Annotated in this window: 12 protein-coding genes; 6 read left to right on the forward strand and 6 right to left on the reverse strand. The window is 68.7% G+C overall.

Annotated features, from left to right (window positions below; all coding sequences use genetic code 11):
• Window positions 1-42: 42 nt before the first annotated feature.
• From ACZZZD_RS11375 to ACZZZD_RS11385, 3 genes are all read right to left on the reverse strand, one after another.
• Window positions 43-1,155, reverse strand: coding sequence for a helix-turn-helix domain-containing protein (locus tag ACZZZD_RS11375; RefSeq protein WP_463435113.1), 1,113 nt, complete (start codon window positions 1,153-1,155; stop codon window positions 43-45).
• A gap of 112 nt (window positions 1,156-1,267) precedes the next feature.
• Window positions 1,268-3,526, reverse strand: a complete 2,259-nt coding sequence (gene ptsP, locus ACZZZD_RS11380) for a phosphoenolpyruvate--protein phosphotransferase (protein WP_463435115.1) — start codon at window positions 3,524-3,526, stop codon at window positions 1,268-1,270.
• Between the two features lie 67 nt (window positions 3,527-3,593).
• Entirely contained in the window at window positions 3,594-4,868 is a 1,275-nt protein-coding gene (locus tag ACZZZD_RS11385; protein ID WP_463435117.1) for an aspartate kinase, read from the reverse strand.
• 56 nt (window positions 4,869-4,924) lie between these two features.
• On the opposite strand from ACZZZD_RS11385, the gene ubiG reads away from it, so the two are divergent.
• The gene (ubiG, locus tag ACZZZD_RS11390; RefSeq protein WP_463435119.1) at window positions 4,925-5,740 is read left to right on the forward strand and encodes a bifunctional 2-polyprenyl-6-hydroxyphenol methylase/3-demethylubiquinol 3-O-methyltransferase UbiG; all 816 of its coding nucleotides are present in this window, start codon (window positions 4,925-4,927) and stop codon (window positions 5,738-5,740) included.
• Window positions 5,741-5,929: 189 nt separating this feature from the next.
• On the opposite strand, the gene ACZZZD_RS11395 is transcribed toward ubiG, so the two are convergent.
• On the reverse strand, window positions 5,930-7,975 hold the full coding sequence (locus tag ACZZZD_RS11395) for an OPT family oligopeptide transporter (protein WP_463435121.1): 2,046 nt from the start codon (window positions 7,973-7,975) through the stop codon (window positions 5,930-5,932).
• A gap of 60 nt (window positions 7,976-8,035) precedes the next feature.
• Window positions 8,036-8,332, reverse strand: a complete 297-nt coding sequence (locus ACZZZD_RS11400) for a phosphatase PAP2 family protein (protein WP_463435122.1) — start codon at window positions 8,330-8,332, stop codon at window positions 8,036-8,038.
• 611 nt (window positions 8,333-8,943) lie between these two features.
• Here ACZZZD_RS11400 and mutM point away from each other — a divergent pair.
• From mutM to ACZZZD_RS11425, 5 genes are all read left to right on the forward strand, one after another.
• Window positions 8,944-9,807, forward strand: coding sequence for a bifunctional DNA-formamidopyrimidine glycosylase/DNA-(apurinic or apyrimidinic site) lyase (gene mutM / locus ACZZZD_RS11405; RefSeq protein ID WP_463435124.1), 864 nt, complete (start codon window positions 8,944-8,946; stop codon window positions 9,805-9,807).
• Window positions 9,808-9,811: 4 nt separating this feature from the next.
• Window positions 9,812-10,351 carry a DUF1697 domain-containing protein gene (locus ACZZZD_RS11410; protein WP_463435126.1) on the forward strand — a complete coding sequence of 180 codons (540 nt, stop codon included), beginning with the start codon at window positions 9,812-9,814 and terminating at the stop codon, window positions 10,349-10,351.
• A 3-nt stretch (window positions 10,352-10,354) separates the two neighbouring features.
• Window positions 10,355-10,798: a hypothetical protein gene (locus ACZZZD_RS11415; RefSeq protein ID WP_463435128.1), complete on the forward strand. Its 444-nt coding sequence runs from the start codon at window positions 10,355-10,357 to the stop codon at window positions 10,796-10,798.
• Window positions 10,799-11,026: 228 nt separating this feature from the next.
• The gene (locus tag ACZZZD_RS11420) at window positions 11,027-11,815 is read left to right on the forward strand and encodes an enoyl-CoA hydratase-related protein (protein WP_463435130.1); all 789 of its coding nucleotides are present in this window, start codon (window positions 11,027-11,029) and stop codon (window positions 11,813-11,815) included.
• A gap of 52 nt (window positions 11,816-11,867) precedes the next feature.
• On the forward strand, window positions 11,868-12,761 hold the full coding sequence (locus ACZZZD_RS11425; RefSeq protein WP_463435132.1) for an alpha/beta fold hydrolase: 894 nt from the start codon (window positions 11,868-11,870) through the stop codon (window positions 12,759-12,761).
• A 178-nt stretch (window positions 12,762-12,939) separates the two neighbouring features.
• Here ACZZZD_RS11425 and ACZZZD_RS11430 read toward each other — a convergent pair whose 3' ends face one another.
• Window positions 12,940-15,102, reverse strand: a complete 2,163-nt coding sequence (locus tag ACZZZD_RS11430) for a protein-disulfide reductase DsbD family protein (RefSeq protein ID WP_463435134.1) — start codon at window positions 15,100-15,102, stop codon at window positions 12,940-12,942.
• Window positions 15,103-15,173: the final 71 nt, after the last annotated feature.

Raw genomic sequence — 15,173 nt, forward strand, 5'->3', positions numbered from 1 at the left:
GATCATATAGGCCGATGATGACGGCGGGACCACGGCCGACGATCAGTTCGGCGTCGTGGGCGTCGGGGTCGGGGCGGCGGGGGTCGCGGAAGGTGGCGTCTGGGCCTGTGTCTGGGCCTGCGTCTGGGCTCGGGCCTGGGCCGCCTGGGCCTGGACCTGGGCGCGCGCCTGGGTCGCGGCCAAAGCCCGCGCGGCCTGGTCGGCGCGGCTGTTCAACTGGGCCAGGGGCGTCAGTACGCCGGCCAGCGGTCCGCCATACTCCCCGTTCAGATAGAGGTCGAAGGCGGCGGGATCGGACACGTCCACCGTCGCCGCCACGCCGATGGGCGCGCGCCAGGCTTCGCCCGGCGCCATCTGGCGCGCGAACAGGGCCTGGCCGTCGCCCAGCCGCACGACCAGGGCGCCGGCCGTCTTGGCCTGGATCACCACCATGGAGGCGTTGGCCGAAGCGCCATAGACGGCGCCGCGCGGATTGAAGGCCTTCTGAACCGGCTCGGGATTGGCGGCGGCGGCGATCACGGCCGGATCGGTCGGGTCGACCCCGGTCAGTTCGGCCTCAAGCCCGCGCGTGATGTAGAGCTCGGGCGTCGTCTGGTCGGGCGGCGCGGCCATGGGCGCGCTCAGGGCCACCTGCGGATCGGGATCGTCGCCCTTCGCCCAGGTCTTGGGCACGACCGTGATGTCGGAGGGGTGGGCGACCTGGTGCAGGCTGGCGCGCTGGAACACGTTCCAGCCGATCACCGCCACGGCTACGGCGACGACGCCGGCGACGATGCGCGGCGAATGGCGTTTCACGTCCTCGAAGGCGATGCCGATGGGCGCCTTCAACGGCACGGAGGTGTCGGGGCTCTCGCGTTTGAACCGCTCGACCGCCGTCTGCTCGTCCAGGAACAGCGCCGAGGCATAGGCCCGCACATAGCCGAGGGCGAAGACGCGCGAGGGCAGGGACGACCAGTCGCTTTGTTCCAGGGCGGTCAGGAAGCGGCGATGCACCTTGGTCTCGGCGGCCAGCTCGGCCAGGGACTTGCCCGACCGCTCGCGCGCATGACGCAGGCCCTCGCCCAGGGTCGCGGCGTCGATGAAGGCGGCCGCCGGATCCTGCCCGTCCGAAATGGTCTTGATCGCGTCGGGGGCGGCCCCCGCATTCAGCGCCATTACGCCTGACCCCATGTTCGGGAAATACTGCGCCCGAGCGCCGTCTATGTCGCCGGAGATAGACGATTGCGGGCCTGCCAGCAACGCCGCGCATTGGCTGTCGTCTTCAGTGTCAGACTGCGACGTTCAGCTTGCGCGCCAGGGACTCGATCTCGTTGCGAACCGAGCCGGTGGAGAGGTTCAGCAGGTTGGACATGCCGCGCCGCGCCGCGGTCAGGTCCGCCGAGAGGATCATCCGCTTGACCGGCCCGACCCCGCCCGCCGGCGCCGACAGACGCGTGAAGCCCAAGGTGATCAGGGCGAAGGCCTCCAGCGGTCGACCCGCCAGCTCGCCGCAGATCGACACCGGCGTGCCGGTGTCGGCGCAGGCCTTCTGGATCGACTGAAGCGCACGCAGGGTCGGCGGCGACAGGGGGTCGTAACGGTCCGAGACCAGCGGATTGGTCCGGTCGGCGGCGTACATATATTGGAACAGGTCGTTCGTGCCGATGGAGACGAAGTCCGTCAGCGGCAGAAGCGCGTCCAGGTGCCACAGTAGGGACGGGCATTCGACCATGGCCCCGACACGCAGCAGGGCCGGCAGGGCGCGCCCGCGACGCTTGGCCCAGGCGCATTCGATGTCCACCAGTTCGCGCGCGGCCCGGAACTCGTCCACCGTGGCGATCATCGGGAACATGACCCGCAGCTCGCGCCCCGCCCCCGCCGCCAGCAGCGCGCGAAGCTGCATCCGCAGCAGCGACGGTCGGTCCAGACCCAGACGAATGGCGCGACGGCCCAGGGCCGGGTTCTCTTCGCGCTCGGCCTCCAGATAGGGCAGGACCTTGTCGCCCCCGATGTCCAGGGTGCGGAAGGTGACGGGCTTGTCGCCCGCTGCGTCCAGCACCAGCTTGTACAGCGCCGTCTGGGCGTTCAGGCGGGGCAGTTCGTCCGAGACCATGAACTGGAACTCGGTGCGGAACAGGCCGATGCCCTCCGCGCCCGTCTCGACCATGTTTTCCAGATCGACGGCTAAACCCGCATTGGTCAGGACCGTGATCCGCTGACCGTCCAGGGTGACGGCGGGCACGTCGCGCAGCTGGGCGAACTCGGCCTGGCGCTGTTCGCGCACGGCCATACGCGACTGCACGGCCTCCAGCATGTCGGGACGGGGCCGCAGATAGGTCTCGCCGGTCTCGCCGTCGGCGATGACCATATCGCCTTCCGACAGCCGGTCGCGCAGGCCCATCAGGCGACCGACGCAGGGGATCTGCAAAGCGCGCGCAACGATGGCGGCGTGGCTGGCGGCCGAGCCTTCTTCCAGCAACAGGCCCTTCAGCTTGTCGCGCGGATATTCCAGCAGGTCGGCCGGGCCCAGGTTTCGCGCCACCAGAATGGCGTCGTCGGGCAGTTCGCGCTCGCCCGGCTTGTCGCCCGCCAGCACCCGCAGCAGCCGGTTGGCCAGGTCCTCGAAGTCGTGCAGCCGTTCGCGGATATAGGGGTCGCGCGCCTGGGCGAAGCGGGCGCGGTGTTCATTGCGCACCCGGTCCACCGCCGCCTCGGCCGTCAGGCCATTGCGCACCGCCTCTTCCAGCGACCGGTTCCAGCCCCGGTCGTCGGCGAACATCCGATAGGTCTCCAGCACCTCGAACGAGGGACCGGCCAAGCCCTGGCCCTTGTCCAGCATGACGTCCAGGCCGGTCTTCAGCGTGGCGAGCGCCAGCTTCAGCCGCGCCTCCTCCATCGCCGGGTCTTCGGACAGTAGTTTTTCGGGGGGCAGGGGCGCCTCGTGCAGCACCACATGACCGAAGGCTAGGCCGTCCGAGAACTTCTGCCCCTTCAGCCGCTCGGGCCTGTGGGGCGCCAGTTCGACGTCGCGCAACTCGTCCAGCGCCAGCAGTTCGCCGGACGACACCGTCTCGGACAGGACCATGGCGATGGTCTGGATGTCTTCGACCTCTTCCTCGTCATAGCGCCGCTCGGTGCGGTTCTGGACGACCAGCACGCCGATGGCCCGGCCGCCGCGCAGCAAGGGGGCGCCCAGGAAGGCGTGATAGGGATCTTCGCCCGTTTCCGGCCGATAGGAGAAGGACGGATGCGACGGCGCGTCCGACAGGCTGATCGGCTGACCCAGGCGCGCCACTTCTCCCACCAGGCCCTCGCCGGGCCGCAGACGGGTGTTGTGCACGGCGTCGGGATTCAGGCCCTCGGTGGCGAACAGTTCCAACTCGCCCGAGGCGCGGCGCAGATAGATGGAGCAGACTTCGGCGACCATCGACCGGGCGATGATCCTGACGACCATGTTCAGACGATCCTGCGCCGGCGTCGCACCGGCGCCGGCCCCGCCCAGAGCCTCGCGGATCTGGCGCAGGAGGATCCGAGGTCCCCTGGTCATCGCGCCGCCTGCCGGCATCATGTCTCCTGCGCCCTTTTCGTGGATATAGGCGCCCTGTTCAGATCACCTATACCGCGTCCAGGCCGTAAGCCGAATGCAGCGCCCGCACCGCCAGTTCGGCGTATGCGGCGTCGATCAGCACGCTGATCTTGATTTCCGACGTCGAGATGGCCTGGAACTTGACCCCCTTGTCGGCCAGGGCCCGGAACATCAGCTGGGCGACGCCCGCATGGCTTCTCATGCCGACGCCGACGACCGAGACCTTGGCCACGTCCTCGTCGATGCGGATTTCCTCGAAGCCGAGTTGAGCCTGACCGGCCGTCATCAGCTCGGCGGCGCGCACGGCGTCACGGCGGCCCGTCGTGAAGGTCAGATTGACCGCGCCGGCCGTGCGCGACTGGCTCTGCACGATCATGTCGACATTGACGTTGGCCTCGGCCAGACGCGTGAAGACATCGGCGGGGGCGTCCACGCGGTCGGACAGACCCAACAGGGTGATGCGGGCCTCGTCACGGCTCATGGTCACACCGCACACGATACGTTTTTCCACGATCTCCTCCTCGTCGCAGATCAGGGTTCCACCCTTGTCGGGCATGACGCCATTCGCGTCGGGTTCGATAAAGCTAGACAGCACGCGCACCGGCACCTGTTTGGCCATGGCGAGCTCGACCGAGCGGGTCTGCAGCACCTTGGCCCCCAGGGACGCCATCTCCAGCATCTCCTCGTAGGAGACCTTGGCCAGGCGGCGCGCGCGGCTCTCGATGCGCGGGTCGGTCGTATAGACGCCGTCCACGTCGGTATAGATGTCGCAAGGGGCGCCCAGGGCCGCCGCCACGGCGACCGCCGAGGTGTCGGATCCGCCGCGGCCCAGGGTGGTGATCTTGCCGTCCGCCGTCACGCCCTGGAAGCCCGGGACGATGGCGATCTCGCCGGAATCGACGGCGGCGCCCAGTTTCTCGCCGGGGATGTCGATGATGCGGGCGCGGGCGTGGGCGTCGTCGGTGATGATCGGCACCTGCCAGCCCATCCACGAGCGAGCGTTGAAGCCCATGTTGCGCAGGGTCGCGGCCAGAAGGCCCGACGTGACCTGCTCGCCCGAGGCGACCACCACGTCATATTCGTCGTCCGACAGCGGCAGGCCGGCGCCGGCCGGACCCGCGCCGTCGGTCCAGGCGACCAGTTCGTTGGTCTTGCCCGCCATGGCGGAGACCACGACGGCGACCTTCTTGCCCGCAGACACCTCGGCCGCGACGATCCGCGCCGCACGGCGAATGCGCTCGAGGTCGCCCATCGAGGTGCCGCCGAACTTCATCACCAATCGTGTCGTATCGGGCCGCGTCATCGTGGCGTTCCGCCCCCTGCTTGCGTGAAAGGGCGCGAAGGTTCATCCCTCGCGTCATGACCGCTTCTAGCGACGCCGCACCGTCTCGCCTACCCCGCGAAGGGCATGGTTTTTCGCAAAATTCGTCCGAGAGCGCGTTCGGCGCATCGATCGACCCCGCCGACGTGGCCCGCTTCTCGGCCCAGGCGGCCGAATGGTGGGACGCGCACGGGCCGTTCGCGCCCCTGCATCGGTTCAATCCGGCGCGTCTGGCCCTGATCCGCGAGCAGCTTTGCACGCGCCTGGGCCGTGATCCCAAGGCGCGGGCGCCGTTCGAAGGCCTGACCCTGCTGGACGTGGGCTGCGGCGGCGGACTGATCGCCGAGCCGATGCGGCGGATGGGTTTCGCTGTCTCCGCCATCGACGCCTCGTCCGAGAACATCGGCACCGCGCGGGCGCACGCCGACATGGTCGGCCTGGACATCGCCTATCGCGCCGCCACCGTCGAACAGATCGAGGCCGAGGGCGCGGGGCCGTTCGACGTCGTCCTGACGATGGAGGTCATCGAGCATGTCGCCGACCCCGAGGCCTTCGTGCGCGCCTGTTCGCGTCTGGTCCGGCCGGGCGGGGTGATGATGGTCGCCACCCTGAACCGCACGCTGAAGTCCTTGGCCCTGGGCAAGGTCGCGGCGGAATACATCCTGCGCTGGGTGCCGGCCGGGACGCACGACTGGCGTCAGTTTCTCAAGCCCGACGAGATCCGCGCGATGCTGGCGGCCGAACCCGTGACGGTCGAGGGACCGTACGGCCTGAACTACGACCCGCTTCACGACCGCTGGAGCCAAACCGACGACGCAGGCATCAACTATATGATGGTGGCCACGCGGGGCTGACCCGGTTCTCTCCCTCCCCGTTCCGGGGAGGGTCGTCGCGAAGCGACGGGGCGGGGGCGGCCCAGCAGGGACGCAATCTGCGTTAACTCAAGTAAGATCGGTGGGGCGTTGCCTTGCCCGCCCCACCCGGCTTCGCCCTCGGCTCAGCCACCCTCCCCCGCAGGGGGAGGGAGAGGCGTCACGGTTGATTTAGACTTTCTCGGCCCGTTTGCGCGTCCAGCTGTAGAGGCCGAACACCGCCGCCGCGAAGACGACGATCCCGGCCAGCATGGCGGGCCAGGCCGAACCCTCCGGGATCATGGCGAAGGGGGCGTCGCTGTTCGTGCCGACGATGACGCTGGCGTAGAAGACGCCGAACAGGCTCTCGCCCACGATCAGGCCGGACGCCAGCAGCACGCCCATGCGGCGCGCCACATCGGCGAACCGGGTCGTGTTGACCGCCTTGTCGTAGACCCAGCCGACCAGGGCGCCGATGACCAGCATCGTCGTCACGGCCGCCGGCAGATAGAAGCCGATGCCCACGGCGAGCGGCGGCAGCTTGATCCTGCCCTTGGTCGATTTGGACACCACGGCGTCCAGCACGATGATGATCACGCCGATCACGGCACCGAGGCCGATCAGGTCCCAACGCAGGTCGCCGCCGATGACGCCGCGCGCCAGGGCCGAGATCAGGGTGGCCTGAGGCGCCGCCAGCGGCTCGTTGGCGATGCCGGGAGGGCCGCCCTCGAACCCGAAGGCGCCGTTCAGCTTGTTCAGGATGAAGGGGATGACCAGGGCGCCGGCGATGACGCCGACGATCAGGGCGAGCTGCTGGCGCCACGGCGTGGCGTCGACCAGCTGGCCGGTCTTCAGGTCCTGAAGGTTGTCGTTGGCGATGACGGCGACGGCGAATACCACGGCCGTCACGATCAGGGCGAAGGCGATGATGGAGCCGTCGGCCGGCACGCCCGCGATCTTCATCACGCCCAGCATCAGCAGGGACGCCACGATGATGGCTAGGATGCCGACGCCGGACACCGGGCTGTTGGACGATCCGATCAGGCCGGCCATGTAGCCGCAGATGGCCGCCACCGCGAAACCGATCAGCACGACATAGACCAGGCCGCCGATGACCAGCAGGGGCGCGGACGCCGCCAGCGTCGGCGAGGCCAGGGCGATCCAGGTCAACAGGCCGGCGATGGCGATCAGGGCCGCGACGGAGACGGCGCCGACGATTTTGATCGGAATATCCTGTTCGGTGCGCTCCAGCACCTCGCCGTGCGAACGCTTGGCCTGGGCCGCCAGGGCCGAGGTCAGGCCGCCGATCAGCGGTCCGGCCAGCTTGATCAGGGTCCAGATCGCCGCCACGCCGATGACGCCAGCGCCCATGAAGCGGACCTCACGGCTCCAGACCGTCATGGCCAGTTCCTCGGCAGGCGTTCCGGCCGGCAGGGTGGCGGCGATGGAGGGCAGGCCGTGCGCCGTCAGCCAGGCGATGGTGTCGGGGCTGGTCAGGATCGGCACGGCGATGACCCAGGCCAGGATCAGGCCGAACAGTTGCGCCAGGCCGACCGTCAGGCCGATCAGGTGCCCGGCGCCCAGCAGGGCGAACTGCATGCCGAAGCCCACGCCCGTCGCGCCGCCGCCCAGAGCGGCCGGAAGCTTGAAGAACTTCGCTGCTTCGCCCGCGAAGACGCGACCGGCGACCAGCAGGGCGTAGCCGGACGACACCACGGCGCCGGCGACCACGACCCACAGGCCGGACTTGTTCTCGCGCACCGCGCTTTCGGTCTGTTCGGCGCCGCGCGAGCCGACCTTCAGCACCTCGGCGGCGGCGACGCCTTCGGGATAGGGCAGGCCGCCATTGGTCACCAGGGCGCGTCGCAGCGGGATCGAGAAGGTCACCCCCAGGATGCCGCCGAAGATGCAGATCAGGGTCGATTCCCAGAACGGAAACTCAAGCCACCAGCCGATCATCACCAGGCCGGGCAGGACGAAGATGATCGAGCTCATGGCGCCGCCGACCGAAGCGACGGTCTGGACGGTCATGTTCTCCCAGATGGTCGAGGTGCGGAAACCGCGCAGGATGGCCATCGAGATGACCGCCGCCGGAATGGCCGAGGCGAAGGTCAGGCCCACCTTCAGGCCCAGATAGGTGTTGGCGGCGGTGAAGACCACCGCCAGCAGCACCCCCAGCACGATAGCGCGAAGGGTGAGTTCAAGCCGACCCTTGGGGGTGGCGGCGGCGTCTGTCATCGGCGAATTCCCACGTTCGCGGCGGACGTAAGCGCATTATGTCGCAGGCGGCAACTGGTCTCAGGCGATCGCGATGCTCAGAACACGGAACGTGCGTCGGCGAAGAGCCGCCGATGCGATCTTCAGGCCGCGATAAAGCAGGGCCAGCACCAGGGCCGTCACCGCCCACGACAGCAGCACGTCCGACAGGAAATGGCCGCCGAAGACGATGCGGTTGGCCGACAGGCTGACGGCGTAGGCCAGAGCCAATCCGCCCGCCACAGGTCGCCAGCGACGCGGCGCCAACACCAGAGCCGCCGCCACCATCCAGGCCGCGCCGGCGCCCTCGCCCGAGATGAAGAACAGTTGGACTGGCACGCTGTGCTGGGCAGCCAGGCGGCCGTGAAGGCCTCGTCGCCGCCGAAGAACCGCACGTCGATCGGGCGCGCCCGACCCCAGATTTCCTTGAACAGGCTGTTGACCACCAGGCCCGGCCCCAGGGCTAGGCCCGCGATCACGAATAGCGCCCGTCGCCCGGCCAGATCGGCCTTTCGCCGCCTCAGCAACCGCCAGATCCACCGCCCGACCGCCGCCAGCAACATCAGCGACATCACCAGGGTCGAGCTCTTGCGCAGGGCGCGCAGCACGGGATCGTCGGCCAGATAGAAGCCGTCCCGCGTCCGATGGAACAGGTCGCTGACCGCCAGGTCCACACCGGGGAACAGCAAAAAGGCGGCGCTCAGTCCCACGATGGCGGCGGCGGCGATGATGGCCGTCTCCTCGCTGGACGGCCGCATCCGCCATCGAAAGGCGGCAGGCTTTCGATGGGTCGGCGGGACGGCGTCTGCGGTGAAGTCCGACATGATCGTCCCCCCGGATCGTCGCCCCCTCCATGCCTGCCGGGCGTGTCGCCGCCGTGTCGATCCTGCGACGGCGACGTGATGTGCGACCCGGCTTGGCGGGGCCGCGCGGGCGGGCTACGACGCCTCATGCCTGAACTTCCCGAGGTCGAAACCGTCCGACGCGGCCTGACGCCGGTGCTGGAGGGCGCGCGGCTGTCGCGGGTCAGGATCAACCGGCCCGACCTGCGCTTTCCCTTCCCCGAGCGGTTCGCTGAACGGCTTGAGGGGGCGACGGTCCATCGGATCGACCGCCGCGCCAAATATCTGCTCATGCCCCTGTCGACCGGCGAGACCTGGATCACGCACTTGGGGATGACCGGCCGCTTCACCCTGGACGGAACCCTGCTGGGTGAGTTCGAGGAGGCGGCGCCCATCGCCGGCAAGCACGAGCATTTCAGCGGCTGCGCCATCCGCGACGGCTCAGCGACCCGCATCGGATACGCCGACGCCCGCCGGTTCGGCTTCATGGGCCTGATCCCGACCGATCGGGTCGACAGCCACCCCTGGTTCGCGGGCCTGGGGCCAGAGCCGTTGGGCAACGGTTTTTCCGGCGCCCATCTGGTCGAGGCCTTCGCCGGCAAGAAACAGAACATCAAGGTCAGCCTGCTGGACCAGCGGATCGTTTCCGGCCTGGGCAATATCTATGTGTGCGAGGCCTTGTACCGCGCCCGCATCTCGCCGCTGGTTGCGGCAGGATCGGTGTCGAAGTCCCGGCTGGAACGGCTGGCGACCGAGGTCCGCAACGTCCTGAACGACGCCATCGCGGCGGGCGGCTCGACCTTGCGCGACTTCGCCAACGCCGAGGGCGGCCAGGGCTATTTCCAGCACCGGTTCGACGTCTATGGCCGCGAGGGCGAGCCGTGCCGCGGAGAGAAATGCACAGGCGTCGTCGCCCGCATCGTCCAGGGCGGTCGATCCACCTTCTACTGCCCCTCCTGCCAGAAGGCGTAAGGCCATGAGCGACCGCATCTGCCTATTGCGGGGCGTCAACGTGGGCGGGGTCAAGGTCCCGATGGCCGAGCTGAAGGCCATCGCCGTCGAGGCCGGTTTCGCCAATCCGCGCACCCTGCTGGCCAGCGGCAATCTGGTGGTCGAGAGCGACGCCGAACCGGCCGATGTCGAGGCGCGGCTGGAGCGGGGGATCGCCGCCCACTTCGGCCGCCCCATCGACGTGATCGTGCGCACGCCTGAGCAATGGGCCGCGCTGATGGTCGCCAATCCGTTCACGGATCAGGCCGGGATCGACGGCTCCAAGCTGCTGGTCATGGTGATGAAGGCTGGGATCAAGGACGGCGCGGTCGAGGCGCTGCGCGGCTTCGCGGCCGGCGACGAACGGGTCGAACCGGCGGACGGCGACCTGTTCTTCTGGCATCCCGACGGCCTGGGCCCGTCGAAAATGGCGGAAAAGGCCCAGCCGCGCCTGATCGGCGTCGGCACTGGCCGCAACTGGAACACGGTGCAGAAGCTGGCCGCCATGGTCGGGTTGGAGGGCTGAGCGATGCGCAAGATCCATCTCTGGATCAGTCTGGTGGTCGGGGTTCTGGTCTGGGGCGCCTATTTCGTCCACTTCGCTCAGAGCCTGCGCGTGGGCGACCTGGGCGGTCTGGTCTGGTGGTTCGTCGCGGCCCTGATCGTCGCCGCCGCAGCCGAGGCAGCCGCCACCGGCTTGATCGCGCGCCTGTTTCGCCGTCGCGCCCGCGTGCTGGACGAGGGTCCGACGCTTCAGGCGGCGCTGAAGGCGGGGCATGTCGCCCTGATGTTGCTGGTCGGCCTGATCCTGCTCTCGGCCCTGGTTCTGGCCCTGTCGTCCGTGTTCGGCTGGACGCTGGACCTGTCGGGCGCGCGTGGTCAGGTGATCGCCGCCAATCTGCTGCTGGGCATGGTGGTCGTCGCCGAACTGGTGCGCGCGGGCCTGACCCTGGCGCTGATGCCGCGACGCTGATCTTTCGTTCTTTCTTTCGTCATTCCGGGCAAAGCGCAGCGCAGACCCGGAACCCAGCGGCGCGCGTGAGCGCGAACCTGTCGCGTACACAGGCGGCGGTATCGGTCTGGCTAAATCATTTCGCCTTCGGCGCCGCTGGGTTCCGGGTCTTCGGGCCAAGCGGCCCTTCGCCCGGAATGACGAGAGAGGCGGTATCCGATATGACCGACCAAACGAAGGAGACCGACCATGGCCGACACCTATTCCAACCTGCTGATCGAACGCCACGCCGACGGCTATGCGGTGGTGACCCTGAACCGGCCCGAGGCGCTGAACGCCCTGAACTCGGCCCTGTTCAAGGACCTCGCCGACTTCCTCGACAGTGTCGAGCACGACGACAGCGTGCGCTGCCTCATCCTGACCGGCTCGGGCGACAAGGCCTTCGCCGCCGGCGCCGACATCAAGGAGATGGCGGATCAAACCTATGCCCAGATGTACACGGGCAATTATTTCGCGCTCGGCCACGACCGCATCACCCGCTTCAGGAAGCCGATCATCGCCGCCGTCAACGGTTTCGCCTTGGGCGGCGGTTGCGAACTGGCCATGCTGTGCGACTTCATCGTCGCCAGCGAGAAGGCGAAGTTCGGTCAGCCCGAGATCAACCTCGGCGTCGCCCCCGGCATCGGCGGTTCGCAGCGCCTGACCCGCTTGGTCGGCAAGTCCAAGGCCATGGACATGGTCCTGACCGCCCGGATGATGGATGCGGCCGAAGCGGAACGCGCCGGTCTCGCCTCGCGTGTCTTCCCACACGAGACCCTGCTGGACGAGACCCGCAAGATCGCCGCCTGGATCGCCTCGCAAAGCCCGCTGGCGATCATGGCCAACAAGGAGATGATCAACGCGGCGCTGGAGACCACCTTGACGCAAGGCGTCCAGTTCGAGCGCCGCCTGTTCCACTCCCTGTTCGCCTTCGAGGATCAGAAGGAGGGCATGTCCGCCTTCGTCGAAAAGCGCAAACCCGACTTCAAGGGGCGATAAGCCGCAAACGCGCCGTCAACCGATCGCCGTGATCGGGCGTTAGGGACGCATCATGATCCGTCTCTTCGTTTCGCTTGTGGCGACCCTGTTCGTCCTCATCCCCGCCGCCGTCCAAGCCCAGATTGCTGTTCAGCCGCCCGCGTTCAGCTCCAGCCGGATCATCGTCGAGACGCGCGGGACGGGGCCGGACATCATCTTCATTCCGGGCCTGGGTTCGACCGGGGCGGCGTGGCGTTCGACGGCGGATCGGCTGGACGACCGCTACCGGGTGCATCTGTTCACCGTGCGCGGCTTTGGCGAGACGGACATCGGCGGCAATGTCAGCGGCGGTCTGGCCGGCCCGGCCGCCAGCGAGATCGAGCGCTATATCCGCGAGCAGCGTATCGACCGTCCCGCCGTGATCGGCCATTCGCTGGGCGGTCAGATCGCCTTGCGCGTCGCCGCCGACATGGGCGACCGGATCGGGCGGGTGATGGTGGTCGATTCCTCGCCCTTCTTCCCGTCTCTAGTGGACGCCCGCGCGACCTCGGCCCAGGTCGAGCCCTTGGCGCGGCTGGGCTATCAGGCCCTGCTGCTGTTCGGGGATCAGGCGTTGAAGTCCCAGGTCGCCGCCTTTGGCGTCGACATGGGTCTGGCTGGCGACATGGTGTTCCAGGGCCTGGGGCTTCAGGGCGGCGACCGACGCGTCCTGGCCCAGGGCCTATACGAGGCCCTGACCGTCGATTTGCGCCCGCGCCTGTCCCAGATCACCGCCCCGGTGACGGTGGTCTATGGCTGGACCCGAGATACCGAAGCCCCTCGCAATCGGCTGGAAGGCCTCTATCGTTACGGCTTCGAGGGCCTGCCCCGCACCGCGCGGTTCGAGCGGGTCGAAGGCGCCCAGCACCAGGTGATGATCGAACAGCCCCAGCGGTTTCTGGCGGCGGTTCAGAGGTTCCTGAGCTGATCCTAATCTACAAATCCGTCACCCTCGGGCTCGTCCCGAGGACCTACGGTTGTTCGGGCTCAGCAGCCGACGCGTCAGCCTGCATTCTGAAAAACCTTGCGGTCCAGCGCGCCTGAAGGTGGGCCCTCAGGACGAGCCCGAGGGTGACGGACGTTTGGAATGACGTTTAACTTGCTGCCTATTTCTTCAGCGCATCGATCACGACGCCTTCGGTCAGCAGCTGCGGCAGGATCTCCGGCTGGACCTGACCGGGTCGATACAACAGATACAGCGGCACGCCCGAGCGACCATGGGACTGAAGTTCGCGGGTGATGGCGTCGTCACGACGGGTCCAGTCGCCGACAAGATAGGCGGCGTTCGCCTGGGTCATCGCCTTGGCGACGCGGGGCGACGACAGGGCCGCACGCTCGTTGATCTTGCAGGTCACGCACCAGTCGGCCGTCAGGTTGACCAGCACGGGCCGTCCTGCCGCCGTCGCCTGGGCCACCGCCGCCGCCGACCAGGGCTGGGCGGCGAGGGGGCCGCCTTCGCTTTGGGCTGAGACATCATCGTTACTTGCCACGCCCCCCGCCAGTCCGCCGAATCCGATGGCCATGAAACAGGCGATGGTCGCGGCGACCGTGGCCACTACGGCCTGTTCGTCGCGCTGACGGGCGGCTTGAACCAGACCCCACAGCCAGGCAGCGAAAGCCAGCAACAGCGCCGCTGTCAGCAGCAGGGCCAGGGCATCCACACCGGCCTGTCGCGCGAACACCCACAGCAGCCACAGCGCCGCTCCATACATGGGGAAGGCCAACAGGCCCTTCAGTCGCTCCATCCACGCCCCCGGTCGCGGCAGGCGCGACAGCAGGCCCGGCGACAGACTGATCGCCAGATAGGGCAGGGCCAGACCCATCCCCTGCATCAGGAAGACCGCCAGCGCCATCGGCCAAGGCAGAACCAGCGCCGCGCCCAGGGCCGCCGCCATGAAGGGCGCGGTGCAGGGCGCCGCGACCACGACGGCCAGAACTCCGGTGAAGAAGGCGCCGGCTGCGCCGGGCAGGCGCGACAGAGGCCCCGACCCGGCGTTCTGCATCCCTGCGCCGACATGGAAGACGCCCGACAGGTTCAGCCCGACCAGCAGCATCACTAGGACCAGGGCCGCGACCACGCCCGGCGACTGAAGCTGGAACCCCCAGCCGATCGCCTGACCCGCCGCTCTCAGCGCCAGCAGCGCGCCTGCCAGCACCAGGAAGCTGGCCAGAACCCCGGCGGTGAAGGCCAGGCCGTCGCGCCGCGCCCGCGCCGGATCGTGCGCCGCCGCCGATAGCGACGCCGCCTTCATCGCCAGGACCGGGAAGACGCAGGGCATCAGGTTCAGCACCAGCCCGCCCAGCAGGGCCAGACCCAGGGCCTGAAGAAAGACCGGCGCGCCGGTCCTGGCCGGCGCCGAGGTCGCCTCGTCCAGCGGCGCCAATGCGCCCTGTCCCTGCGCGCCGGCCAGCGGCGGACCGGGTTGGGCCGTGATTTCCCACGCGCCCTTGTCGGTGGCCAGGACGCCGCTCAGGGGCGAAGACGCCGCCTCTCGGCCGGGCGTCAGCGTCACGCTCACGCCGTCGGGGCCTCGTGTTCCCGGCTGGGCGGCGGCATGGTCGATCCGTCCGCCCTCGTAGGGGTAGAAATAGACCTGGCCGATGTCGCTGCCCGACAACGGCCCACCCGTCGCCGTCAGGATCAGCTTGCCGGCTTCGGCCGTGACGCGCGTCTCGAGGCCCGCCGGGCGCGGCGCGGTCTCGACCAACCGCTCGATCTCGGAGCCCCAAGGTTTCGCCAGCGGGGCGGCGCCCTCGCGCACCGGCAGGGCCAGCGACAGGGTCAGCGGCTCGGGCACGCACATCTGGTCGCTGCACACCAGGAACAGCACGTCCGTCGTCAGGGTCAGCACCTCGCCCGGCCGCGCCGAGGCCGGCACATGGATCGGCACGGGCAGCAGGACCGCGCCCGAATAGCCGTAGTTCATCAGGCTCATCAGCCGTTGGCGGCTGGGCAGCGGCCACAGGATGGGATCGGCCGTCACCCCATCAGGCAGGGTCCAGACCAGGCTGGTGGCGCCGCCGCTGTCTCCCGGATTGCGCCAATAGGTGTGCCAGCCCGGCGCGATCCTCTGGCGCACGGCGACCACGGTGGTCGATCCTGGCGCGACCCACTGCGACATCGGGACCAGTTCGGCCTCGATCCGCTCGGTCCGTTGCGGGCCGAAGGCGACGAGGCCGGAAGGCTGGCTTTGAACCGGCTGGGCCTGAGCTGCCGAGAGCGACAGCAGACACAGCAACAGACCGGCGAGAAAGGCGAGGGGACGCAAAGGGCGATTTCCGACGTTGGGGGCGGCCGCAATCTAGTCCCTTGGTCTCGCCCGCGCCATCGCCCCCTTTG

It is taken from the genome of Brevundimonas sp. AC546 (assembly GCF_979258305.1).

Bases quoted from the DNA above. Each gene is read 5' to 3' on its own strand.
- ACZZZD_RS11395 (WP_463435121.1), bottom strand. From the start codon at position 7,975: ATGACAGACGCCGCCGCCACCCCCAAGGGTCGGCTTGAACTCACCCTT.
- ACZZZD_RS11425 (WP_463435132.1), top strand. From the start codon at position 11,868: ATGATCCGTCTCTTCGTTTCGCTTGTGGCGACCCTGTTCGTCCTCATC.
- ACZZZD_RS11375 (WP_463435113.1), bottom strand. From the start codon at position 1,155: ATGGCGCTGAATGCGGGGGCCGCCCCCGACGCGATCAAGACCATTTCG.
- ACZZZD_RS11415 (WP_463435128.1), top strand. From the start codon at position 10,355: ATGCGCAAGATCCATCTCTGGATCAGTCTGGTGGTCGGGGTTCTGGTC.
- ptsP (WP_463435115.1), bottom strand. From the start codon at position 3,526: ATGACCAGGGGACCTCGGATCCTCCTGCGCCAGATCCGCGAGGCTCTG.
- ACZZZD_RS11385 (WP_463435117.1), bottom strand. From the start codon at position 4,868: ATGACGCGGCCCGATACGACACGATTGGTGATGAAGTTCGGCGGCACC.
- ACZZZD_RS11420 (WP_463435130.1), top strand. From the start codon at position 11,027: ATGGCCGACACCTATTCCAACCTGCTGATCGAACGCCACGCCGACGGC.
- ACZZZD_RS11410 (WP_463435126.1), top strand. From the start codon at position 9,812: ATGAGCGACCGCATCTGCCTATTGCGGGGCGTCAACGTGGGCGGGGTC.
- mutM (WP_463435124.1), top strand. From the start codon at position 8,944: ATGCCTGAACTTCCCGAGGTCGAAACCGTCCGACGCGGCCTGACGCCG.
- ubiG (WP_463435119.1), top strand. From the start codon at position 4,925: ATGACCGCTTCTAGCGACGCCGCACCGTCTCGCCTACCCCGCGAAGGG.